This is a genomic window from Geobacillus thermocatenulatus, from assembly GCF_002217655.1.
Lineage (GTDB): Bacteria > Bacillota > Bacilli > Bacillales > Anoxybacillaceae > Geobacillus > Geobacillus thermocatenulatus.
Window position 1 is genome coordinate 1651240 of the sequence record NZ_NEWK01000002.1, and the last position, 24232, is coordinate 1675471.

Sequence of the window (24232 nt, forward strand, 5' to 3'; positions counted from 1 at the left end):
CTTAATGCGCCGTAATCCGCCGTTTTTTCGTCCGGCTGCGGGCTGAGCCGTCCGGGCGGCCGCCCCGTTTTTTCTCCCGCTTGACCGCTAAAGGCGGCTCTTCCGTCAATTGCACCGGCGTTGTATCTGGCTCGCGTGTCAACATTTTCAAGCAGGCGGCGACAATCGTCACCGAATCATGCTCTTCAAGCAATTCTTCCGCCGCCCGTTTGTAAAATGACAGGTTTTCGGTCTCCACGACGTTGAGAAGCTTTTCGATCGCGATACGCTGTTGGCCTTCGAGCGCCTCATCAAGTGTCGGCGGCTTCATCCGCTCCATTTTCCGCTTCGTCGTCCGCTCAATATGGTGAAGCTGGCCGATCTCCCTTGGAGTGACAAACGTCATCGCCACACCCGTTTTCCCGGCGCGGCCGGTGCGCCCAATCCGGTGGACATAGCTTTCCGGGTCTTGCGGAATATCAAAGTTGTACACGTGCGTTACGCCAGAAATATCCAAGCCGCGCGCCGCAACATCCGTCGCCACTAAAATTTCAATCGCACCTTCCTTAAACTTGCGCAACACCGACAGCCGTTTCGCTTGGCTTAAATCGCCGTGAATGCCTTCCGCTGCATAGCCGCGCAAGTTGAGCGCCTCCGCCAGCTCGTCGACACGACGCTTCGTGCGGCCGAACACGATCGCGAGCTCCGGCGCCTGAATATCAAGGAGCCGCGTCAAAATGTCAAATTTCTTTTTCTCATGCACTTCCAAATAATATTGTTGGATATTCGGCACGGTCATCTCCTTTGCCTTGACCTTAACAAGCTCCGGCTCATTCATGAACCGCTCGGCGATGCGGCGAATCGGATCGGGCATCGTCGCCGAGAACAGCAACGTCTGCCGCTTGACCGGCACATGGCTTAAAATCGCCTCAATATCTTCGATAAAGCCCATATTGAGCATTTCATCCGCCTCATCGAGCACAACCGTATGCACATGGTCAAGGCGGAGCGTCCCACGGTTAATATGGTCGATAATGCGGCCAGGCGTGCCGACGATCACGTGCGGATGTTTTTTCAAAGCGCGGATTTGCCGCTCGATATCTTGGCCGCCGTAAATCGGCAAGACGCGCACGCGCTTGACGGCGCCGATTTTGTACAGCTCTTCTGATACTTGAATGGCGAGCTCACGCGTCGGCGCGACCACAAGCGCCTGAATGGCGCCGTTTTTCACATCCACTTTTTCTACGATTGGAATGCCAAACGCCGCCGTTTTCCCCGTTCCGGTTTGCGCTTGACCGATTACGTCTTTATTTTGCAGACTGAGCGGAATCGTCTTCGCTTGAATCGGAGTCGTCTCTTCAAACCCCATCCGCTCGATCGCTTTCATCACTTCTTGGCTTAATCCTAATTCTTGAAATGTCGTCAATGTTATCCAAACTCCTTATAAAAAATCGTCCCTTTATCCGAGAGAAAGGTTTGACAGTTATCATACCATGTTATGCGGTGATTTGCAATGATGGGCATGCGTGGCCCGGCAATGTCGGCGTTTCAATGACCCAATCGGTCCGTTCCCGCAAATAGTCGGCCAGCGGCGCCACTTCCTCCGGACTGCCGGTAAAGCCATGAATGCATAAGCAGCCAATCATGATCCCCCCACCCCCGCTGGAATGAAAAGCGGCGCCCATGACGCCGCTTTTCGTTTTTCGCGGTTGGCCTAATTTTACACCCAATAGCGGAGCAGTTCTTCCAATTTCATGCCGCGCGATGCTTTCAATAAAACAATGTCATCCGAAGTTGCGACGGAACGCACGGCCTCGGCCAACGCTGCTTTATCGTCAAACTCCCTCACCCGTCCATCATCAAAAAATGGGGCGGCCGCCGCGGCGATATGGTGCGAAAGCGGCCCGTAAGTGAACACATAGTCCACCATTCCCGGCCGCAACACCTCCCCGATCTCTCGATGAAACGCCACTTCTTCGTCGCCAAGCTCCAGCATATCGCCCAATACGGCGATTTTTTGCCGGTAGCCGCCTAATTCCCCAAGCAGCGTCAAAGCGGCGCGCATCGATGTCGGGCTGGCATTGTAGGCGTCATTAATGACGGTAAAGCCATATTTCGTCTTGACGACTTCCGTACGCATGCGCGTCACTTGCAGGCGGGAGAGAGACGCATCAATGCCTTCCCAATCGATGCCAAAAAAGCGGGCGACCGCAATGGCGGCGAGCGCGTTGTATACATGATGTTTGCCTAATACCGGCATAAACAACGTCCGGTCAGGGAGCGCATTGATGACAAACGATGTTCCTCCAGTTTCAATGCGCACATCGGTCGGATAGTAATCGTTCTGTTCGCCCGCCCCGAACGTCACGACATGGCGGGGAAGCGGCAGCTTCGGCACGCGCTCCGTCAAGAGCGGCTCATCACCATGGTAGACGAATAAACCATCATGGTGCAAACCCGCCAAAATTTCCAACTTCGCCTTGGCGATGCCTTCCCGCGACCCGAGCTCCTGCAAGTGTGCTTCTCCGATATTCGTGATGACCGCTGCGTCCGGACGGGCGATCATGGTCAGCCGCTCGATTTCGCCAAACCCGCTCATTCCCATTTCCACGACAGCCATCTCCGTATCTTCCTCAAGCGACAGAAGCGTCAACGGCACGCCGATGTGATTGTTCAAGTTCCCTTCGGTCTTTTGCACCCGATAGCGGGTCGAAAGCAGCGCGGCAATCATATCTTTCGTCGTCGTTTTGCCGTTGCTGCCAGTGACGCCGATCACCTTCAGTCCAAGCTGCTCGCGGTAGCGGGCGGCGAGCCGCTGCAATGCCAAAAGCGTATCATCCACAACGACCACTGGCACACCTTCCGGCGGCGTTCCTTCTCGTTCCGCCCAGAGTACGGCGGCGGCTCCTTTTTGCGCCGCTTCTTGCACGAAATCGTGGCCGTTAAAGGTCGCACCACGCAACGGAATGTACAAGTTGCCGGCTTGGATCGTCCTTGTGTCGGTTGACACACCGCTTACGACTATATTCTCCCATTCCGGCTTTAAACACTGTCCGTCAGCCATTTCGGCGATTTGCCGCACTGTCCGTTTGATCATCGGCTCTCACCTCTTTTCTTTTTTGAACGTGTACGTGATCGTCTGCTTTTCTTGATGTCGTTCCAATGCGAGCGCGATAAGCCGTTCAATCAGCTCCGGGTACGGCACACCGCTGTGCTGCCAAAGAAGCGGGAACATGCTGTATGGCGTAAAGCCTGGCATCGTGTTCACTTCGTTGATATAAACAGCGCAATCTTCGGCGAGGAAAAAATCGACGCGCGCAAGTCCAGACAAATCCAGCGCCTGAAACGCCGTAATGGCCATTTGTTTGATCGTCTCATACTGTTCTTTCGTTACGTCCGCTGGGATGATCAATTCGGTTTGCCCGTCTTCGTATTTCGCTTCATAGTCATAAAATTCCTTTTTGGGAACAATTTCGCCAACGACCGAACAAATCGGCTCATCATTTCCGATCACGCCGATTTCAATTTCGCGGCCGACAATCGCCTCTTCAATAATAATTTTTCGGTCATACTGAAATGCCTCGATAAATGCGGCTTTTAAATCGCCGCGCTGCTTGCATTTGGAAATGCCGACGCTCGAACCGGCGTTGGCTGGCTTGACAAAGCACGGGTAGCCAAGCTCTTGTTCGATCCGGTCATACACCGTTTCGCCGCTTTTTTGCCAATCGTACTTCGTCACGGCGATATATTTTGCTTGGCGCAACCCGGCCTGCGCAAACAAGTTTTTCATCATCACCTTATCCATGCCGACCGCGGAAGCAAGCACCCCGTTGCCGACATACGGAATGTTCAATATCTCAAGCAACCCTTGCACCGTTCCGTCTTCGCCGTTCGGCCCATGCAAAAGCGGGAAAATGACATCGATCATTTCCTCGTTTCCTGCCGCAGCCGAATCGGCAGCCGGAACTTGGTTCAAGGAAACCGGTATCAAGGCGGTCGCCGCCGAAGTGAATTGCAGCTGCTTGATTTCCTCGATCGGTCCGGTCAGTTGTTCGCCCTTGATCCATTGACCTTCCGGTGTAATATAAATCGGAATGACATCGAATTTATGAGGATCAATGGCGTTCATCACCGCCATCGCCGTCGACAACGATACTTGGTGCTCCGGTGATTTGCCGCCGTATAACACGCCAACTCTCGTTTTCATCATCGTTCCTCCTCTTTCCTTGGCCATCGTTCCTATTGTAACACGTTTCGCGCCCAACGGTCTGATATTTTATATGTACGATGCAGGTTGTTTCGCCACCCCCCATAAGCGATAAGGAACAAAAAAGTGAGGGTGTCTAAAAAGGTGGTTCTTCTTTCAACAAAGCACAACATATCGTTTTCCAGCATTTGTTTTACACGTATATACAGGAATAAGAAAAGGTGCCCCGACCGTTTTGGGACACCTTCTGTCGCTACGGATGCAACACGCGCCAAGCCATGCGTTGCGGCATGGCCGCTACCACTTCGGCGAGCGCTTCTTGCGCCGTTTTTTCCACACCGGCAAAATAATCGGACACACGGCGGAAAAACCGGTTTTTCTCCACGTCATCCATCAACAAGCGAAGCATGTGCTGCTCGCTGCTTTCTGGCCCGACCAAATGATAAATGAGACCATTTTGCTGCAAATATTGCAAATTGATGCGCTCCTGCCCAGGCAAGCAATCGATCGTAAAAATCGGAATGCGCTTATGAAGCAACTCGCTGACCGTCACCCCGCCTGGTTTCGTAATGACGGCATCCGCCTCTTCATACAGCCGATTCATCTCTTCCGGGTCAGCGATGTATGGAAGCGGCTGAATATGAGGCAGCTGCCAGCTGGCGATTTCCTCGTACAGCTGGCGATTGGCGCCGCACAGCACCGAATAGCGGAACAACGTTGACGTGCGGGCCGCCCGCAAAAACGCCAGCATATTGCCAAGCCCTTGGTTTCCACCGGCGACAAGCACATGAGCAGGCTGCCGTTTGCGTCTCGCTTCCGACCGATTCATAAACACATCGTGCACTGGGATGCCAGTGACGATGATGCGTCCTTTGTCAACCCCGTACTTTGTGATCAGCTCCCATTTCGCCTCTTGATGGGGAACAAAATGATAGTCAATAAACCGTTTCCCCCAGATGCTGTTCATAAAAAAGTCGGTGTAGACATTGACAACTGGAACCGTCAACACCCGTTTTCGCTTCAGCCGCTGCAAAATGCGCGACGGAAACGAATGGGTGCAGACGATTAAATCCGGCTGTTCTTCTTCCACCATCTTTTTCATTTTGCTTTCAAAATAAGGCAGCCATGGCTCAAACGAAATGAACTCAAACCGGGGCGGATCTTGGTACATCAGCGTTTTGTACACACGGTGGTACGAAGCAGGATGCGAGCGAATCCAGCGCAAGTAGGCCTCTGACACCATTTTTTCCATCAGTTCATTGCAATAGCTCAAAAAATCGATCTTTTTGCTTTCGACCGCCGGAAACTGGCGGCGCAAAAAATCCATCAACGTATCGGCTACTTTATGGTGTCCCGTATTCATTTGAAACAGCGGCAAAAACAATACTTTCATCATCGATCGCACCCTTTAGCTTTCGAAAGATTTTTTGCGCCTCCGCTGCCCAACCCATGCCGCAAGCAAAAAAAGCAAAAACAACGCCAAACCAGCAAGCGGAAAAGAAATCAGGGGGATATGGATGCGCTGGCCGAGCCAAAGCCCCGCCGCGGTCAACGGAACGGCCCAACCTGCCGTTCCAAGCGCCGACAGCAACAAAAACGGCCCGAACGGAAACCGGCTCACTCCCGCCATATACGGGCAAATTTGCCGCACCCCGGGAGCATAACAGCCGAACAAAATCCCCCATTTGCCATAGCGGCCAAACCATCGGCGAGCCCGCTCCCAACGTTCAGCCGTAATTCCAACGCACTTGCCGTACTTTTGCACAAACGGCGCCCCCCACCACCGGCCGGCACCGTATGCCGTCACCATGCCGGCCATCGCCCCGCCCCAGCATGAAGCGAGCGACGGTCCAAGCAGCAACTGCTCCTTGGCAACCATCACGCCGACCAAAAACAGCAAACTTTCCTCCGGCGCCGGAATGCCGACAATGCCGCAAAACAAAAAGAAAAACAGCATCACATATCCGTATGACTGGACATACGGCAACCATACGCTTGTATCCATAGCTCCCCCGCTACATTGCCGAGATTTGTGTATTAGTTTGCACATTTCTCAATTCCGTAATCGTCACCCAACGCATCTTTTTCGCTGCTTCATCCTTAAACAGCAGCTCGAGCGCTGACAACATTTGCTCTGGCGCGCGTTTGTCAGCACCTAGCGCATCCCCATTGTCATGAAGCACAATCACCGCCCCGCCGCGTATGGACGAACGCAAGCGGCGGAACAATTCCATTGTACCAATTTTTTCGTTCCAATCGCCAAGAATATGCGACCATAACACCGTTGTATACCGCTTTTGCACGATTGGTGTCCAAGCGTTAAAATGCCCCCACGGCGGGCGATAATACATCGGCTGTTTCCCTGTCGCCCGCTCAATCGCCTTAGCGGCGCGGCGCACCCCCCAATCCAACCAAAGCGGCGGCAACAGCCAATTGCTGATGTGGCGGTAATTATGAATCCCAATTTCATGGCCTTCTTCGGCCATCCGCCGCACAATATCCGGATAGCGCTCGACTTTGCGGCCGACAACGAAAAACGTCGCCTTCACGCCATATTTCTTTAATAAATCAAGCAACTTTGGCGTATAATACGGGTCGGGGCCGTCATCAAACGTCAGCGCCAGACAATCGGATGCCGTTCCCTCCCGAAACAAACGCACCCGCTTTTTGCGAATAATGATCGTCGGTACAATCCCATAAATGACAATTCCCCCTATGAAGCAGACAAACAGCCAAGCCCACATGGCATTCACCTCTTGATTGTACTTTACCAATATTTCTTCTCTCTGAAAATAGAAAAATGAACTTTCTATATTCGCGATCATCACGATATAGGTGTTTTATCATATAACAAACAAATGAGAAACCGAAAAGAAAATCATGAAAATTTCATGCAGACCGTCCAGTCTTTTTATTTCCTATACGAAAACCGCCATCGCTTGGTTTCCTCCCAAAGCGAAGTGGAATCTGCTATAATACATAAACGATACATGAGCCATTAAAAAAGACAGGTGATCCGCATTGGCAAAAAAAATCATCTTAACCGGCGGCGGCACAGCCGGCCACGTGATGGTCAACGTCGCCCTCATCCCAAAATTGAAAGAGCTTGGATGGGATATCGTTTACATCGGATCTCATCAAGGGATTGAACGGGAGATTATCGGCCGCATCGACGGCGTCCCGTACTATTCGGTTTCGACCGGAAAACTGCGCCGCTATTTTGACTGGAAAAACTTTAAAGATCCATTCAACGTGCTGAAAGGCGTTTGGCAGGCGTACCGCCTAATCCAAAAAGAAAAACCGGACGTCGTTTTCTCCAAAGGAGGGTTCGTCTCCGTTCCCGTCATTCTCGGCGCTTGGCTGAACGGCGTGCCTTCAGTGATCCATGAATCTGACTTAACCCCAGGGCTTGCGAATAAAATCGCCATGCCGTTTGCGACCAAAATCTGCCTCACCTTCCCGGAAACGAAACAATACGTCAATGCCGATAAAGCCGTCTATGTCGGCGCCGTTGTCCGCGAAGAGTTGAAGGATGGCAACGCCGAGCAAGGGAGGAAGATGTGCCAGTTCGACGGAAAAAAACCGGTCTTGCTGGCGATGGGCGGCAGCTTGGGCTCAAAAACAATCAACGATGCCTTGCGCGCCAACCTATCGACGCTTCTTGCCGAATTTGACATCATCCACATTTGCGGCAAAGGGAACATCGACCGAAACCTCGAAGGCCAAAACGGATACAAACAGTTCGAATACGTCAACGAAGAGCTGCCCCACTTACTCGCCTTAGCCGACATCGTCGTCTCCCGCGCCGGGGCGAACGCCATTTTCGAACTGCTCGCCTTGCGCAAGCCGATGCTGCTCATCCCGCTCTCGAAAGCGGCAAGCCGCGGCGACCAAATCCTAAACGCCCGCTCGTTTGAAAAAGCAGGCTATGCGGAAGTGCTGATGGAAGAGGACTTGACGAACGAATCGCTGCAAGCCGCCATTCACCGCCTATATGAAAACAAAGACCGCTACCGAAAAAACATGGAGAAAGCCGGCGCAAGCGATCCGCTCCAAACGTTGCTTGCGATCATTCAAGACACCGCCCGCCGGTAAAAACAAGCGATGCCCGATGCGGCCAACCACGGCCGTTTTTCGGCATCGCCTTGTTTTGCATGGGAATGACCAATAAACGGCTCACCTAAACTGCTTATCTGTATTATAACTCATAGTACAGATAAGCAACAACCATTTTTTCTACTTTTCTCAACAACTTGCTATTCCCAATCTAAGCATATTTTTCCTTACAATCCATCCGTTATCTTTTATCCTCCTAGGCGGAATGTACACAAGCCAACAGAGTGAAGGAGGATGATAAACAACCGCCCGGCGGAACAACCCCACCAGGCGGCGCGACTAAAAGTATAAGAAATAAATGACAACGGCCAGCACGATCCGATACAACGCAAACGGCACGAGGCGGATGCGGTTGATGAGCTCAAGGAAAAAGCGGATTGCGAGCAAGGCGAAGACAAAGGCGCTCAAAAAGCCGGCAATGAAAAACGGGATGTCGGCGGCCGTGACGTATTGCCAGTTTTTCAACAGCGACAGCCCACTCGCCCCCGCCATGATCGGAACAGCCATAATAAACGTGAAATCGGCGGCGGCGCGATGGCTCATGCCGACAAGCACCCCGCCAGAAATCGTCGAGCCGGAGCGGGAAAAGCCAGGCCACAGGGATAAACATTGCATCAAACCAACAAAAAACGCCTGCTTGTACGTAATTTGGTCGACCGTCTGCGTCCGCGCGGCTTTTTTGGCGAATTGGTCGGCGGCAATCATAAGCAACGCGCCGAGCACAAGGCCGATCAGCACCGTTTTGGTCGAAAACAAATGTTCATCGATGTAATCTTCAAACAAGACGCCGAGCACCCCAGCCGGCGCCAGGCCAATGATGACGTGAATGAGGTTAAGGCGCGGATGTCCGCCCGGATGACGGCCGCGAACGCCAAGCAAGTCGAGAAATCGGTCTTTAAACACGACCACAGCGGCTAAAATCGAGCCGAGCTGGATGACGACTTTAAACGTATTCGCCGCGTACTTGCCTAAAAACTCTGTGGATTTCAGCCAAAGATCGTCGACCATAATCATATGGCCGGTCGAGGAAACAGGAGCGAACTCGGTCAGCCCTTCGACCATCCCTAAAATAATCGCCTTCCATAATTCCATCCAGTGCATGTCCTTCCATCCTTTCTGCGCGAGGTCGTCCTTTCTATACATATGGGCCAAGCGGGTGGAATAGCACTCCGCTTTTGGCCGCGCCTGCTCTATTGTACTACAAATCTTTGTCTTGTACTACCCGCGCTTTTTCTACATACATGCAACATGAAGAGTTAACCTCTCCGTTATCCTGCACACCCTAAGCGCTGCAGCACTTCCTTCAAAGATCCTGTGGGCTCAATTTACAAGCTGAGCTATGGGGGGAGGAAGTTAGTTGAAGGAGAAAGCAAATGTTAATTTTTCAATGAGCATGTATATAGTCAGCGACCTTTTTTTCAAGACAGAACAGTCGACTTCCCGTTGCTGCTTAATGGGACGGACCGGACGCTTCCCCTAACTCCCCACGCCGCTCTAAGTAATGATACAAAGCACCGAGCAAGTTCGCATCGTTTTTGAATTGGCACGTCTCCACCACCGGCTGGACTTTGGCAATGGGAACAAGCGACAATAACACCGAAAGCCGCTTGTTGATTTCGTCGACGAAATCGGGGCGGCTGCTAATGGCTCCGCCTAAAATGATTTTTTCCGGGTCATATCCGTACTGCAAGTTAAAAATCCCTTGGGCCAATGAAAAATAAAACCGGTCAATGGCCTTTTGCGCGGCTTCATCGCCGCTCTCGGCCAGCGCAAATACTTTTTCTCCGTCCAACTCCCTCTCCGGCATCCCCTTTTCCTCAGCCGCCATCCGGATCAACGCGCTTGTCGCCGCCAGTTCGCTCCATGTTTTGCATTCGATCCTTCCGTTCTCATAGCGGACATCCATCACCATATAGCCAAATTCCCCGCCGTGCAAATGCGCCCCTTTATGGATACGTCCGTCTTTCACGATCGCCCCGCCAATGCCGGTGCCGACAATGACAAAGGCGATGTCGCGGCAGCCCCGGCCCGCCCCCTTCCATAACTCGCCAAGCGCCGCGCAATTCGCGTCATTTTCCATCTCTACCGGCAGGCCCGTTGCCCCGCCGAATACGTCTTTAAAGTTGGGACCGTGAATACAAGGCAAGGCGCTGCTTCCGCCGATGACGCCGATGTCGCTATCCACGCTTCCTGCGGAACTGATCGCAATGCCGGAAAGTGGATAGTTGGCCTGCGCCTGGCGGACGACGTTAAGCAAGTCATCGCGAAATTGATGAAAGTCATGCCGCTCCGAACGGTAACGCCCTTTTTCGAAAAAGTCGCCATGCTCGTTCATGACGGCATGTTTGACATATGTGCCGCCAATATCAAAAACGATATAGTAACGCACCGATGACGCCTCCTTCGTTTTTTATCTTTCCTCTCTTCTAGCTCCATTCGGCTTAGCTGTTTCTCCGCTTTTATGTATTCGCCGTCGGTCCATCCGCTCCTCCCCGCTGCAATGTCCGAGCTTTCTGCACCAGCAAAAAAGGCGTCCCGCCTCAGGCGAAACGCCTTCTTCCATCCTGTTTACAGCCAATCCCCGCCATCAAATCCATCGCCGCCGTCAAACCAGTCATCGACATCCAGACCGTCAGCCACATCATCAATGACATCATCGAGCAGCTCCTCTGCCACCATTCCCGCCAACATCCCGGCCGCAAATCCGCCAATGGCGCCAGCCCACCCATGTCCGCCATGGCGCGAATGATGGACGGGTGAATCATGGCCTACGGGATGGCTATAGATTGGCGAATGCGGCGTTGCCAACGGATGCCCGCTCAGCTGGGCGAACGCCCCAGCCGCCTGCACCGCCTCTTCGATGGCTTCTCGAAGCAGACGGGCTGCCGTCGCCGAATCGCGAAGCTGTTCGTGAGTCATCAACAGCTCCCGTTTCATTTCGCGTTCCCCGCCAAAGCCGTGGCGGACGTCGACCTCCATATACAAACGCACCCCTTCTCCCTCGACAAGGGCAAAAAACTCAACCTCCTGGACGATCCCTTGAAACTCACCCGTTGGGAAGAATGAAAATTCTTGTCCGTACGGTGTAATGCTCCCAGATGCCGGTTTCTCACGAAAACCCAAGGCTGCCAATGCGGAAAACACTTGCTCCAAGGCGGTCGGCGGCAAAATGTGAATGGCGTCTTGGTCATATGCATCCGCCCCATCGGCAATATCGAGCCGGGTGACGAACGTATAACGGACCGTGGGGCGGCTGATCGGCAAATGGTGCGGCAGTGTGTACGAAAACGGCAGCACTTTCCGCTCGCCAGGCTGAATCGCAAACGAGGATGCGACCGGGATCACCGCCGCGGTTTTGCGATATGCCTTTCCTTCCGCGTGCACTTCCAAATTGCAATACGACATCTAGGTTCCGAATGTGTTGGGCGACTGAACCACCTTCCAGCAAAAATTCCCCTTCCAACGTTTCGCCAAGGCGCACATGCGGGCGATGCAGCACGAGATCCACTTTTGCAGCGCCAATGCCGAGTCTCGATAAAAACTTTTTCCACATCGGACCTCTCTCCTTTTTTCATCCTATTCACACTTGAATTACGAACAAGCCGCCAAAATGGTGTCACCGAAATAATTTGATCAACCCCAAGACGATCAACACAACCCCAGGCAGCATGGTCGCCCTTTTCATGATTCCCGTTTTCGACACCATATACCCCAACGATAAGCCGAGCCGGATGAACACAAGATTAAACACGCCAACCAGCAGGGCAAACGAAAGCGGCGGAAAATGCAAAAGCGACGAACTGACCCCGGCGCCAAATGAATCCATCGAAAGAGCAATGCCGATTAATAACGCTTCTTTTTGACTGATCGTGCCTGAACGATCAAGATCGCCAAGTTCGGGGCGCTTCAATACTTGAACAGCGCCGCTGAATCGGTTAGCCTCCCCTGCTCGATCAGGCTCCATCGAAAACTCGCTTCCGTCTCCCTTTGGTTTATAGACGTTATAAATCGCCCAACCGCCAAGCGCCATGAGAATGACCGAAGCAAGCCCTCGCTCGACTTGCAACGGCAAAAAAAGCGCCAACAGGCGGCCGATGTTCATGGATGCAAACACCACCGCCCCGGACATGGATGCGATCAGCGCCAACGAAACAAAGGAGAAACGGACACCACCCATTCCATACGTAATGCCTACGCTCAAGCTGTCCATGCTCACGCTGAAAGCGAGCAAAATCATGGACACCCATAACCACATATGAATCCCCCCTGCCGTACAATATGCAATTCCGTACGGAGAGGGGACTTTCTTGCCATTCGACACGCATCGATTTCCGGGGAAATGTTTCCCCTTTTCTCGACATTATTCCCGCAAATGATACGGCAGCGTCGCAATGACAACATCTTTTTTCATGATCAAGAAAAAGCGCAAAATGATGGCTGTTTGGTTATGCAAAAATGTATGCCACCATTTTTTCACGATAAATTGAGGCAAGAGCACCGTCACCGGTGCGCGGTCTGCTTCTTTTTCCGCTTTCGTGATGTATTCTAACAATGGCGACAAAATGGTTCGGTACGGTGAATAGATGACTTTCAACGGAATGTCCGGATAAAACTTCTCCCACTTTTGCCGCAGCTTTTGTTCGTCTTTTTCGTCGAAAATAATCGACAGTGCCGTAATGTCGTCGGAAATGCTGCGGGCGTACTGAACGGATTGGGCGACCACTTTGCTGACGCCGGAAATGGGAATAATGACTTTTGGTTTCAACAGTTTCTCGCGCTGTTGCCGCTCCCGTTCGTCAAGCCGCAGCTGCTCGCCAAGTTTTTTGTAATGCTCGTGAATTCGGCTGAACATCCAGACGAACAGCGGAATCGCCACAATGACGATCCACGCTCCTTGCGTAAATTTAGCGACCATCGTGACGAGCGTGACCATCCCGGTGACCACCGCTCCCGTTCCGACGGTGAGCAGCACGCCGAACTTCCGTCCTTCTTGCCGATTCCATAATTTTTTAATCAGCCCACTCTGGCCGATGGTGAAGGAAAGAAAGACGCCAACCGCATAAAGCGGGATGAGCGAATGAGTTTTGGCATGAAACGCGATGATCAATACGATCGCCAGCACGCTCAACAACATGATGCCATTGGAAAACACGAGGCGATCGCCCCGGGCCGCCAAGCTTCTCGGCAAAAAACCGTCCTTCGCCATAATCGACGTCAGCTGCGGAAACCCGGCAAAACTCGTATTCGCCGCGAGCACTAAAATGACCATCGTCGCCAGCTGAAACAAATAAAACACAAGACCATTCCCAAATACATGACGTCCGATTTGCGAAATGACCGTTTGATGTTCAGCCGGAGTAACGCCAAACCCAGCTGCCAACACGGTGATGCCTAAAAACATCACGCCAAGCAGCGCCGACATCCATCCCATGGTAATGGCGGCGTTTTTCGAGCTGTCCGGCCGAAACGCCGGCACACCGTTGCTGATGGCTTCGACCCCGGTCATCGCCGAACATCCCGACGAAAAGGCGCGCAGCAAAATAAACAAACTATAACCGGACGCAAACATGTGAGCCGTGGAAGCATGTTCGTGCATCGTAAACCCATGCCATCCTTCATGCCACAACTGCCACCCGCCGACAGCGATCATGACAAGAACGAAGCCAATGAACACATACGTCGGATAGGCGAAGACAGTCGCAGATTCGGTAATGCCCCGCAAATTGAGCACCATCAAAAGCAAGACAAGGGCGACAGCGAGCTCTACTTTCCATGGCAGCAACCCCGGAAACGCCGATGTCAGCGCAGCGACGCCGGAGCTGATGCTGACAGCGACCGTCAAGATATAATCGATCATAAGCGCTGCCCCGGCCACTAAACTAATGTTCGTCCCCAAATGGTCGCGGGCGACCACATACGCCCCGCCTCCAGACGGAAACGCGTAAATGATTTGCCGATACGACAAGGTCACTAACAAGAGCAATACTAAAATCGCCACCGCGATCGGCAGCGAATAGAAAAAGACGCTTGTCCCTAATAAAGCAAGCACAAGCAAAATTTCTTCCGTCGCGTAAGCCACCGATGACAGGGCATCGGAAGAAAAAACGGCCAATGCCTTCCACTTGGGCAATTTTTCATGTTTCAACTGTTTCGTTTCCATCGGTTTCCCGATCAACAAACGTTTTAACGAAGCCATGCTTCCGTTCCTCCCAAAAGCATAAGAGTTGACTCATTGATTCAAAAGAAAAAACCGCTGAGGACGCACTCAACGGCTACAAATGTTCTAAGGCCATACTTCGTCCCTCCCCAAAGCGCTTGCGAGGTTAGCTGTCGGGTTCGGGCTTGGAGAGATGCCCTTCCTGGTCGGATTCACCCCAAGACAGCAGACGCTGCCAAATCGGGTCCCCGGCTCCATGCCGGATTCAGCGCATCGTATCAAGTTATTCTTGCTTCCATATCTTACCCCTTTGCTTGTCCCTCCGCCAACCTTGAAAAAGGGGGAAAACAGCGAATTTCTGGGCTTTTGGGCTTATTTTTCCTTTATTATTTTCCCTTCGCTCACGCTCCCGACATTTTTCTGTTTTTCACTCATCCAATCATCATTTTCCCTTTCGGATAGCGGAATGGATCAGGCTGACGGCGCAGCGTGACCGCATAAGCGATCGTCAACGGGCCTACGCGGCCGGCAAACATCGTGAAAATAATGATCGCTTTTCCAAGCGGAGACAATTCAGGGGTTAATCCCATCGATAGTCCAACAGTCCCAAACGCCGATGTCGCTTCGAATAAAATCATTAAAAAGTCTTTTCCCTTTTCGGTAATCGTCAACACCATCGTCACAAGCATGACGACAAACAATCCGCTCATCGTCACGGTCAGCGACTTGTATACCGTATCGTAGACGATTCGTTTTCGGAACAAAACGACGTCTTCCTTCCCGCGGATTTGCGACCAAACCGCGCCGAGCAACGTCGTAAAGGTCGTTGTTTTGATTCCTCCGCCCGTCGAACCCGGGGAAGCGCCGACAAACATGAGAAACACGATCAAAAACAGCGTCGGTTGCGTCAAATCCGGGATGTTGAGCGTATTCGAGCCCGCCGTTCTCGGAGTGACCGCTTGGTAAAACGCGGACAAAAACTTGCCTGAGAGCGACAGCGGCCCCATCGTCTTCGGATTGTTCCACTCCAGCAGCAATATCAGCGCCATGCTGACAAACACCAGCCATGCCGTCGTGATGACCACCACCTTCGTATGAAGAGACAGCCGCCGTGTTTGCCGGTACTCATACACTTCATTCATGACAATAAATCCGATGCCGCCTAGTATAATTAAAATCGGCACGACAAGGCTCACGACCGGATCTTCCACATAGCCGGTCAAACTGCGAAACTCGCCCATCAAGTCAAAGCCGGCGTTGTTAAAGTTGGAAATCGCATGAAAGAACCCAAAGTAAACGGCTTTCCAAAACGGCATATCGAACGAGAAACGAATCGCCAACAGCAATCCGCCGATGCCCTCAATAACGACGGTAAAAACGAGAATGCGTTTCACGAGCCGAACAATCCCTTCGATGCTCAGCTGATTGAGCGCCTCTTGCAGCAACAACCGCTCTTTCAAGGAAATCCGCTTGCCAAGCAAAAAGGCAAACAACGTAGCAAATGTCATAAATCCAAGCCCGCCCACTTGGATGAGCGCTAAAATGACCAGCTGGCCGAACAACGTGAACGTCGTCCCCGTATCAACCACAACAAGTCCGGTCACGCACGTAGCAGACGTCGCCGTAAACAAGGCGTCTAAAAACGGAAGTCCTTTCCCGCCAACGGTCGCCGTCGGCAGCATCAACAAGAAAGTTCCAACCAAAATAATCAAGGCAAAGCCGGACACTAATACTTTCGGCGGATCGAAAAATTTACGGTTCGTATTCAAAGCCCCATCCCTTCCCCCTCGCTCACATAATCGCCTCTTTATAGTTGTGGATGATGCATAGAAAAAATATACCAAAAACAAGCTTGTTCGGGTACTCTAAACCATTTTCATCATAACATTCTTTCTGCATAATAAAATGGATAAAGGGCATGGCCACCGGCTTCAAGAATGTGGATGCATTGAAACCTTTTCCGTCTCCGTTCGTCTATATGAATGGCGAATGGCAGTCCGACTGAGACCACACAGGCATTGAAGCGCGGAAGGGGGCTTGCACCAGTCCCATCAAAACATTCCATTGACTTTTGGCAACAGACGTATTATGCTACTTGACATGGAGACGTTCCAATGTAAAATCATGTAAGAATAAAACGTTTGTTGCTGTGGGCAATGGCTGTTGATATAAACATAGAAGCATCGTTAAGAATACGAGGCAAAGGAGGAGAAGAGGACGTGAAGGCAATTTGGGAAAAATGGTTGAAAAAATGTCGTTCTCTCCCTAACCAATACATTGGCTTTTTTATTTTTGCCGTGCTCTTATTTTGGTTGAAGACGTACGCCGTCTATTTAGCGGAATTTAACCTTGGCATCAGCAACTCCATGCAGGAATTTTTATTGTTCATCAACCCGCTCAGTTCGGCGGTATTCTTCCTTGGGTTGGCGCTGTTGGCCAAGGAAACGCGTGTGTACAAATGGCTCATTATTATTAATTTCGTCTTATCGTTCGTTCTATACGCCAATATCGTTTATTATCGTTTTTTCAGCGATTTTATTACATTCCCGACGTTGACGCAAACGAAAAACTTCGGCGATCTCGGCAGAAGCATTTGGGAGTTGCTCCGCTGGTATGACGTGTTCTATTTCTTGGATACGATCATTTTGGCGGTGATCGTTTTCTCGAAGCGATTCTCGCTCCCGGAAGTGCAGGCCGGCCGATTCAAAAAAGGCGCCATTTTCGCTTCGGCCATTCTGATGTTCAGCATCAACTTGGCGCTCGCTGAGACCGACCGCCCGCAGCTCTTGACAAGAACGTTCGACCGCAACTATATCGTCAAATATTTAGGCGTGTACAACTATTTGATTTACGATGCGTTCCAAAGCATGAAATCATCGACGCAGCGGGCGTTTGCGAACAAAAGCGATATCACGACGGTACTGAACTATGTGCAGGCGACATATGCCAAACCGAACCCGAAATATTTCGGCGTGGCGAAAGGGAAAAACGTCATTTACATTCATTTAGAGTCGCTGCAAAACTTCGTGATTAACTATAAGTTGAACGGTGAAGAAGTCACCCCGTTCTTAAACTCGCTCACCCGCGATCCGAACACGTTCTATTTCGATAACTTCTTCCATCAAACAGGACAAGGGAAAACGTCGGATGCGGAGTTTATGCTCGAAAACTCGCTGTTTGGCTTGCCGCAAGGCGCTGTCTTTACGACGAAAGGACAAAACACGTATCAGGCGGCTCCGGCCATTTTGCACCAATACGGCTATACAAGCGCCGTCTTCCACGGCAACTACAAAACGTTCTGGAACCGCGATGAAATTTACAAGTCGTTCGGCTTTGACCATTTCTTTGACGCCAGCTACTACGATATGAACGACGAGGACGTCTTGAACTACGGTCTGAAAGATAAACCGTTCTTCCGGGAGTCAATCCCGCTGTTAGAAACCTTGAAAGAACCGTTCTATGTGAAATTTATTACGCTGTCGAACCACTTCCCGTACCCGATCAGCGAGGAAGATGCGACGATCCCGCCGGCGACGACAGGCGACGGCTCGGTCGACCGGTATTTCCAAACGGCACGCTATTTGGATGAAGCAGTGAAAGAGTTCTTTGACTACTTGAAAAAATCGGGTCTGTACGACCGCTCCGTCATCATCTTATATGGCGACCATTACGGCATTTCGGAAAACCATAACAAAGCCATGGCGCAAATTTTAGGAAAAGAAATTACGCCGTATGAACATGCGCAATTGCAGCGGGTGCCGCTATTCATCCACGTGCCGGGCATAAAAGGCGGCGTCATGCACGAGTTTGGCGGCCAAATCGATTTGTTGCCGACGGTCTTGCACCTGCTGGGCATTGATACAAAAAATTACGTCCATTTTGGAACAGATTTGCTGTCACCCGAACATCAAGAAATCGTTCCGTTCCGCAACGGCGACTTTGTCACGCCGAAGGTGACAGCGGTCAACGGCAAATACTATGACACGAAAACAGGTGAACCTCTTGAAAGCACGCCGGAAATTCAGCGGCTCGAACAAATTGTCCGCACCAAGCTTGACCTATCGGATAAAGTCGTCTACGGCGATTTGCTCCGGTTCTATACACCGAAAGGCTTCAAACCGGTCGATCCGTCAAAATATGACTACAATAACCGTGAAGAGGGAAGCGATCAATGATCGCCTCCCTCTTTTTTCTCAGCTCTGCAATAGCCGTTCGATAGCCCGCTGCGCATTGACATAGCCCGCTCCGTATATGTTCGGGTCGCGCCCTTTCCACAAATCGGCGCCGTCTTTCAGCGCCTGCTTGATTTCATCCGGCGTTGCATTGGGTTTGGCCTGAAGCATCAACGCGACAATGCCGGCGCAAATCGGCGTCGCCATCGACGTGCCGGACATCGATATATAATGGTCACCAACCCGGCTTTGCTTATTCATCTTGTCAAGAAATGAACGCGGGGCGCGAAGCGAGATAATGTTGACCCCGGGAACGACGAGATCCGGTTTTGTCACCCCGTACTCGGTCGGCCCTCGGCTCGAAAACGACGCCACCTCATCGTCGGCGCGCGTTGCCGCCGTATCGTGATCGTCAAGAGCACCCACGGTAATGATGCGGTCGCTAATGCCCGGACTGGCAATCGTGCCGTAACTCGGCCCTTCATTCCCTGCCGCCGCACAGACGACAATGCCCTGCTCCCACGCCCGCTCCGCGACTTGCACGAGTGGATCATCATTTTCTATCGGAAACGGCTGCGGTTCCCCTCCGAGCGATAAGGAAATAATATGGATTCGCTTGGTCGAGTTTTTCTTATTGTAATCCATGCACCATTCAATGCCGCGCATAATCGTTTCCAACGTCCCGCTCCCTGAACGATTAAGCACTTTAACACCGATGAGGTTTGCCTCATACGCCGGGCCGGCATACAGTCCAGCGGACATGCGCCCATTTCCCGCCGCATCGCCGGCGCAATGCGTACCGTGGCCGTTGTCATCATACGGGGTTGTGCGCCCATTGACAAAATCGACAAAGGCGGCAATCCTCCCCTCCAAGTCCGGGTGCGGGTAAATGCCTGTGTCGACAATGGCGATCGTCACTCCTTTTCCGCTTAACTCCGTTCCGTTGACAGCCACATGTTTAGCATTGGCCGATGGGACTGCATTGTTTAACAGCGCCTTGACCTGCCGATTGAGGTACACTTTTTTCACTTTCGGATGCTCGAGCAGCTGCTCAATCGCTGCCGGAGTCACCCGTGCGCTCCATAGCGGGACATGGCGGAAATGGTGATGCAGTTTCATGCGGAAATGATCCCGCTCCGCTTTGGCCAGCGCCTCAATGCCCTCTGTGCCTTCAACCTCGATCAAAACAGAAACGGTCCTCCATTTTCGCAACCACTGCTCCATCCAGCGGTGAAAAATGCACGGCATTCGTGTCATCGGCTTATACATATTCACAAGCGCATGACGAAGCGGACGGTCAAGCCGCGCTGCATGGCGGCGAGCGAGCTGCACGATCGAATAGGTGAACACATTCTTCCCCTCCTTGCGTGTTTCGCTATACTCATATGAGGGAAAGATCGCGAAAGAAGCGGCGAGCTCACCAAGACAAACAAACAAAAAGCTCGCCCAGCGAAAACTAGGCAAGCCTTTCTTATTTACATTCCAATCCGCTCCAACACAATGTATTTTGCTTTTCCTAAATAACGCTCCACTTGGCGCAACACATTTTCCTTCTCCGCAAATGCCCCGACTTGCGTTCCATCCACCGTCACACGAGTTAAAGAGAGGTTTGATTTTTTTGTCAGATCCAATGCCCGTGCAATTCCGTTTACGTGCCCACGGGCGACTGTTCGCAAAAATTGGGTGTCATTCAATTTTTCTGCATCCTCTTTTCGATCAATAAATCCGTTCTCCGTGAGCACCGCCGGCATCGCTGTTTCGCGCAGCACATGGAAGTTTGCTTTCTTTTTCCCGCGGTCGCGAAATCCTGTAGCTTTGACGACTTCTTCGTGAATGGCATCACGGATGCGGGCTGTTGCCGAATCGTCATCGAGCCGATTATAAATATAATCTTCATACCCCGTGCCGCCACCGGCATTCACGTGAATCGCGACGTATACATCCGCCCCCCATTGATTGGCCCGGTCCGTCCGCTCATCAAGTGACACCGTTTCATCTTTTGTCCGGCTCAACTGCACGAAAACTCCTTCATACTCATTTTGCAGCAGACGGTTGATTTCAAGAGCGATAAACAACGTAATGTCTTTTTCCAACAACCCGTTGCCGACCGCGCCGGTATCGTTCCCACCGTGACCTGGATCGAGAAAAATTTTAACCATCTTTCTTCTCCTTTCACATCCGGAATATGTCACTATTAGGATAAGCGCGGCACTCCAAAATGCCATAGATACTTCCCCAAGGCCAACAAATAAGGCGCAGTCAAAAAAACGACTGCACCTGACATTTCCGCTGATCGACTTGTTCGATATGATGAAAGCCCCCCACACAGCCGTACAAGAAAACATAGACCGCTGGGCATTATATAAATTGTCCACTCTGTTGGCTTCGACTGAACTTGTAAACAGCCAGAAGGAAAAAGGTCAGCGCAAAGGCGAGAAGAATCAACAGATGCCAATACAAACTTCCGAAAGAGCGCCCCTCCTGCAGCTTTACCAAACAATCGAGCGCCCACCGCTGCGGTATAAAATACGCCGCTTTTTGCAAAAATTCCGGCATCAGCTCAACAGGCCAGAAACAACCGGCCAGCATGCATGTCGGCACCGTGACTAAGGGCTGCAGCGCCCCGGCGGAAGCAGAGCTGTTCGCAAACATCACGGTAATCAAAGACAAGCCGATCGCGGATAAAGAGAAAAGCAGGAGCACTAGGGCCATTTGCCACATTGGAATATGAGGATCAATATGAAAGATGTTCTTCATGGCCACGATTGTTACGATGATTTGTGCCGCCATCATCAACAAATTCACCACGATATTCGATAACACATACGTTCTCGCCTGAATCGGCGTCGTCAATAAACGAGAATAGGTGCGCTCTTCTTTTTCTTTGATGATGATTTCCGTCAAATTTCCCGCTGACATCAACATAATCATGACCAAATACCCGATCGTTTGATACGTGACCCCTTTTTGTTTGGCTTTGTCGGACAACGAGTGAACAGACAAGCGGAACGGCGCTTGTTGATACCGTTCATACATCTTCCAAAAGAGATCGCGATCCCCATTGGCCAATCGCCCCAATGTCGCCAGATGATCGATGTATTCATGCAAATACGACTTGATGAACATCGTGATTTCCGCTCCCTTGAGCGAGACGAGTTGGATCAGCCGGGGCTGGCCGTGCTGAACGCTTTCGGAAAACCCTTGAGGGAAAATCAGCACGCCATCCACCTTTTGCGAGGTGATTTGGTCGTCCACCGCTGACAACTTTACGCTTTTCACGGATAGATGATCAATATTGTTCAGAAAACGGATCGCATCATCGGCAACCCGCCCATGATCCTCATTGACCACCCCGATGCGCACATCCTTGGCCGGGGAGCCTTCGTAAGCAAACAAGGACAACAGAATGGCGGCCAAAGGGGTGCCGAAATAGAGCAAAAAATTGATTTTCCGGCGAAACGTCCGCTTTAACGTATATTTCACCAACCAGATGACATCATTCACCTTATAATCCCTCCCGTCTCGCGACCGACACGACGGCCACCACTAAAAACAGCGCCGCTATCCCGATGTTCAGCAGCATAGTGGGAACAACCCTTGACAAATCGTTCGCATACACGATTTTGAAAATCGTGTCATTCATCCTAGAAAGCGGAGACAAATGGGCATACCATGCTGTTTCATCGATCGGAAAATAAGCGCCGCCGAAAAAGGAAGACAGCTGAATGATCACCATCGCAATCGTTCGCGCCGCTCCTTCCGTCTTTGCCATATAGCTCATCCCTAGACCAAAGCTGATAGCCAAGACCACCTCGGTCAACAGAAGCAGCCATACGAGGCTTACGTGATGCCCCCAATCGGCATGAAACACCCATTGGCTGAACAACATGACGACCGCAACACAAAGAAAATTCGCCGCGACGTTCCCGACCAGCTTTCCAATAAAAATCTCGCTTTTGCGAACAGGAGCAGCCAAAAGGCGGTCAGCCGTCTTCCGCGTCCGCTCCCCCCGCAGCAACGCACTGCCCGGCAATGCGCTGTACAACGCAATCATCGTCGTCATCGCCACCGCATAATAATCCATCGCTCCCGGTTTGCGCTTGGAATGCAGCGACCGTTCTTGAATATACTCATCATGCATACGTTGATTGGATGGAACAAAACCAGGATTCACCTCGGAAACGGCCATCGCCAGCTGATATCGGCCGACAAACGCGGCCATCATCCCCTCTACAATGCTTCCTTTGATCTTGTTGCGTTCATTGGTGTACAACTCCACTCCATGCGGGCCGATCTCCATGTATCCATCCGCTTTCCCTTCCTGCACCGCTTTTATTCCTTTTATATGGTCGGATGCCTCTTGAAAATCGATGTGGGCTTTCTTCGCTGCTTGGATCATCGTTTGAATATACGGCGACAACGTCCCTGCTTGTTGATCGTTGTACAAGACGTGTACATCACCGACAGAAATCGTCCAGTGAAACGCGTTGGAAAGGGCTGTTCCTAAGATGAACATCAGTACGATCGGAAACAGCAGCATAAAAAACAGCGTCCGGACATCACGAAAATCGCTTTTGATTTCCTTGGCTGCAATGCGAAAAATATTCAAAAAAAGCACCTCCTTCGCATGATGGCACTCCAAACCGCTAATCCCGCAAATTTCTCCCCGTCAGCGCCAGAAAGACCGTTTCCAAATTCGGTGATTTGTCTTCCAGCGAACGAATTTCGACGCCGTCATGGATCAGGCATTGCACAATTTCGTTTAAATTATTGACGCTGATATCGGAACTGATTTTGACCATATTGTCATCGCATTGCACCGCTTTTACTCCGTGGATGCTTTGCAGCTTCTCCTTATTGAGCCGATCCATCCCCCTGATTTCCAGCCAAATATCTTTTGTATCGGTGATCATCGCTTCCAGCTGCTCCTTTGTCCCCTCGGCGATGATCTTTCCATGATCAATGATGGCGATCCGTGTGCAAATCTCCTCCACTTCCTCCATATAGTGGCTTGTATAAATGATCGTACATCCCATCTCATTGAGCTTTTTGACCGAAGCCAAAATATCATTTCGCGACTGCGGATCGATGCCGACAGTTGGTTCATCCATAATGATGAGCTTCGGCCGATGGGCCAAAGCGCAGGCGATATTGAGCCTCCGCTTCATCCCTCCTGAAAAATGCTTCGGATAACTTTTGCGTTTATCGCTTAAACCGACAAACTCGAGCGCCTCTTCCACCCGCTGGCGCAGCTCCGCGCCGCGCAGTCCATACAACCCGGCAAAAAATTCAACATTCTCATACGCCGTCAAATGTTCATAGATGGCGATCTCTTGGGGAACAATGCCGATATGTCGTTTGGCAAACTGGCGATGCTTGGCGATGTCCTTGCCGAGAATCTTGATTTCTCCTGCATTCGGGCGCAGCAGCCCAGCAATCATATGGATGGTTGTGCTTTTTCCCGCCCCATTGGCTCCGAGGAAGCCAAAAATTTCCCCTTCAGCAACCGTAAGAGACATATGATCGACCGCGATGAAGTCACCAAACTTTTTCGTCACTTGTTTGATCTCTAACATGTTCATCGTTCCACCTTCTTTCCAT

Annotated in this window: 18 protein-coding genes, 2 pseudogenes and 1 riboswitch; of the genes and pseudogenes, 2 read left to right on the forward strand and 18 right to left on the reverse strand. The window is 51.4% G+C overall.

Annotated features, from left to right (window positions below; translation table 11 throughout):
• Position 1: 1 nt before the first annotated feature.
• From cshA to B9L19_RS17400, 7 genes and pseudogenes are all read right to left on the reverse strand, one after another.
• Positions 2 to 1405, reverse strand: coding sequence for a degradosome RNA helicase CshA (gene cshA, locus B9L19_RS17370; protein ID WP_025950331.1), 1404 nt, complete (start codon positions 1403 to 1405; stop codon positions 2 to 4).
• 100 nt (positions 1406 to 1505) lie between these two features.
• Positions 1506 to 1625, reverse strand: a pseudogene (locus tag B9L19_RS18860) (carboxylesterase); the annotation flags it as partial.
• A 74-nt stretch (positions 1626 to 1699) separates the two neighbouring features.
• Positions 1700 to 3076: a UDP-N-acetylmuramoyl-tripeptide--D-alanyl-D-alanine ligase gene (locus B9L19_RS17380; protein WP_089114000.1), complete on the reverse strand. Its 1377-nt coding sequence runs from the start codon at positions 3074 to 3076 to the stop codon at positions 1700 to 1702.
• Positions 3077 to 3082: 6 nt separating this feature from the next.
• A complete protein-coding gene (locus tag B9L19_RS17385; protein WP_047752397.1) occupies positions 3083 to 4186 on the reverse strand; it encodes a D-alanine--D-alanine ligase in 1104 nt (367 codons plus the stop codon).
• A 253-nt stretch (positions 4187 to 4439) separates the two neighbouring features.
• Complete coding sequence (locus B9L19_RS17390) at positions 4440 to 5582, reverse strand: MGDG synthase family glycosyltransferase (RefSeq protein ID WP_025950335.1); 1143 nt, start codon at positions 5580 to 5582, stop codon at positions 4440 to 4442.
• A 12-nt stretch (positions 5583 to 5594) separates the two neighbouring features.
• On the reverse strand, positions 5595 to 6191 hold the full coding sequence (locus tag B9L19_RS17395; protein WP_011229731.1) for a DedA family protein: 597 nt from the start codon (positions 6189 to 6191) through the stop codon (positions 5595 to 5597).
• A 10-nt stretch (positions 6192 to 6201) separates the two neighbouring features.
• On the reverse strand, positions 6202 to 6930 hold the full coding sequence (locus B9L19_RS17400; protein ID WP_025950336.1) for a polysaccharide deacetylase family protein: 729 nt from the start codon (positions 6928 to 6930) through the stop codon (positions 6202 to 6204).
• 277 nt (positions 6931 to 7207) lie between these two features.
• On the opposite strand from B9L19_RS17400, the gene B9L19_RS17405 reads away from it, so the two are divergent.
• The gene (locus B9L19_RS17405) at positions 7208 to 8281 is read left to right on the forward strand and encodes an undecaprenyldiphospho-muramoylpentapeptide beta-N-acetylglucosaminyltransferase (protein ID WP_047752398.1); all 1074 of its coding nucleotides are present in this window, start codon (positions 7208 to 7210) and stop codon (positions 8279 to 8281) included.
• A gap of 300 nt (positions 8282 to 8581) precedes the next feature.
• Here B9L19_RS17405 and B9L19_RS17410 read toward each other — a convergent pair whose 3' ends face one another.
• The 6 genes and pseudogenes from B9L19_RS17410 to B9L19_RS17435 all read right to left on the reverse strand — a co-directional run bounded on the left by B9L19_RS17410 (position 8582) and on the right by B9L19_RS17435 (position 16228).
• Positions 8582 to 9403 carry an undecaprenyl-diphosphate phosphatase gene (locus B9L19_RS17410; protein ID WP_025950338.1) on the reverse strand — a complete coding sequence of 274 codons (822 nt, stop codon included), beginning with the start codon at positions 9401 to 9403 and terminating at the stop codon, positions 8582 to 8584.
• 349 nt (positions 9404 to 9752) lie between these two features.
• Entirely contained in the window at positions 9753 to 10691 is a 939-nt protein-coding gene (locus tag B9L19_RS17415; RefSeq protein ID WP_025950339.1) for an ROK family protein, read from the reverse strand.
• Positions 10692 to 10870: 179 nt separating this feature from the next.
• Positions 10871 to 11855, reverse strand: a pseudogene (locus tag B9L19_RS17420) (sporulation protein).
• Between the two features lie 63 nt (positions 11856 to 11918).
• Entirely contained in the window at positions 11919 to 12557 is a 639-nt protein-coding gene (ytaF, locus tag B9L19_RS17425; RefSeq protein WP_025950341.1) for a sporulation membrane protein YtaF, read from the reverse strand.
• Between the two features lie 105 nt (positions 12558 to 12662).
• Positions 12663 to 14498, reverse strand: coding sequence for an APC family permease (locus B9L19_RS17430; RefSeq protein WP_025950342.1), 1836 nt, complete (start codon positions 14496 to 14498; stop codon positions 12663 to 12665).
• A 101-nt stretch (positions 14499 to 14599) separates the two neighbouring features.
• A riboswitch (cyclic di-AMP (ydaO/yuaA leader) is annotated at positions 14600 to 14740 on the reverse strand.
• Positions 14741 to 14890: 150 nt separating this feature from the next.
• Positions 14891 to 16228, reverse strand: coding sequence for a TrkH family potassium uptake protein (locus tag B9L19_RS17435; RefSeq protein ID WP_025950343.1), 1338 nt, complete (start codon positions 16226 to 16228; stop codon positions 14891 to 14893).
• 450 nt (positions 16229 to 16678) lie between these two features.
• Here B9L19_RS17435 and ltaS point away from each other — a divergent pair, with 450 nt between their 5' ends.
• On the forward strand, positions 16679 to 18634 hold the full coding sequence (gene ltaS / locus B9L19_RS17440; protein WP_025950344.1) for a lipoteichoic acid synthase: 1956 nt from the start codon (positions 16679 to 16681) through the stop codon (positions 18632 to 18634).
• An 18-nt stretch (positions 18635 to 18652) separates the two neighbouring features.
• Here ltaS and B9L19_RS17445 read toward each other — a convergent pair whose 3' ends face one another.
• The 5 genes from B9L19_RS17445 to B9L19_RS17465 all read right to left on the reverse strand — a co-directional run bounded on the left by B9L19_RS17445 (position 18653) and on the right by B9L19_RS17465 (position 24213).
• Positions 18653 to 19981, reverse strand: coding sequence for a S8 family peptidase (locus tag B9L19_RS17445; RefSeq protein ID WP_047752399.1), 1329 nt, complete (start codon positions 19979 to 19981; stop codon positions 18653 to 18655).
• A gap of 125 nt (positions 19982 to 20106) precedes the next feature.
• Positions 20107 to 20790 (reverse strand): N-acetylmuramoyl-L-alanine amidase family protein, encoded by a 684-nt coding sequence (locus tag B9L19_RS17450; protein WP_025950346.1) that lies wholly within the window; start codon positions 20788 to 20790, stop codon positions 20107 to 20109.
• 199 nt (positions 20791 to 20989) lie between these two features.
• Positions 20990 to 22135: an ABC transporter permease gene (locus tag B9L19_RS17455; RefSeq protein WP_025950347.1), complete on the reverse strand. Its 1146-nt coding sequence runs from the start codon at positions 22133 to 22135 to the stop codon at positions 20990 to 20992.
• 1 nt (position 22136) lies between these two features.
• Positions 22137 to 23240 (reverse strand): ABC transporter permease, encoded by a 1104-nt coding sequence (locus B9L19_RS17460; RefSeq protein WP_025950348.1) that lies wholly within the window; start codon positions 23238 to 23240, stop codon positions 22137 to 22139.
• 37 nt (positions 23241 to 23277) lie between these two features.
• A complete protein-coding gene (locus B9L19_RS17465; RefSeq protein ID WP_025950349.1) occupies positions 23278 to 24213 on the reverse strand; it encodes a daunorubicin resistance protein DrrA family ABC transporter ATP-binding protein in 936 nt (311 codons plus the stop codon).
• Positions 24214 to 24232: the final 19 nt, after the last annotated feature.

Coding starts and splice junctions, on each gene's coding strand:
- B9L19_RS17390 (WP_025950335.1), bottom strand. CDS start 5,582: ATGATGAAAGTATTGTTTTTGCCGCTGTTTCAAATGAATACGGGACAC.
- B9L19_RS17410 (WP_025950338.1), bottom strand. CDS start 9,403: ATGCACTGGATGGAATTATGGAAGGCGATTATTTTAGGGATGGTCGAA.
- B9L19_RS17385 (WP_047752397.1), bottom strand. CDS start 4,186: ATGAAAACGAGAGTTGGCGTGTTATACGGCGGCAAATCACCGGAGCAC.
- B9L19_RS17380 (WP_089114000.1), bottom strand. CDS start 3,076: ATGATCAAACGGACAGTGCGGCAAATCGCCGAAATGGCTGACGGACAG.
- B9L19_RS17395 (WP_011229731.1), bottom strand. CDS start 6,191: ATGGATACAAGCGTATGGTTGCCGTATGTCCAGTCATACGGATATGTG.
- B9L19_RS17400 (WP_025950336.1), bottom strand. CDS start 6,930: ATGTGGGCTTGGCTGTTTGTCTGCTTCATAGGGGGAATTGTCATTTAT.
- ytaF (WP_025950341.1), bottom strand. CDS start 12,557: ATGTGGTTATGGGTGTCCATGATTTTGCTCGCTTTCAGCGTGAGCATG.
- B9L19_RS17450 (WP_025950346.1), bottom strand. CDS start 20,790: ATGGTTAAAATTTTTCTCGATCCAGGTCACGGTGGGAACGATACCGGC.
- B9L19_RS17430 (WP_025950342.1), bottom strand. CDS start 14,498: ATGGCTTCGTTAAAACGTTTGTTGATCGGGAAACCGATGGAAACGAAA.
- B9L19_RS17465 (WP_025950349.1), bottom strand. CDS start 24,213: ATGAACATGTTAGAGATCAAACAAGTGACGAAAAAGTTTGGTGACTTC.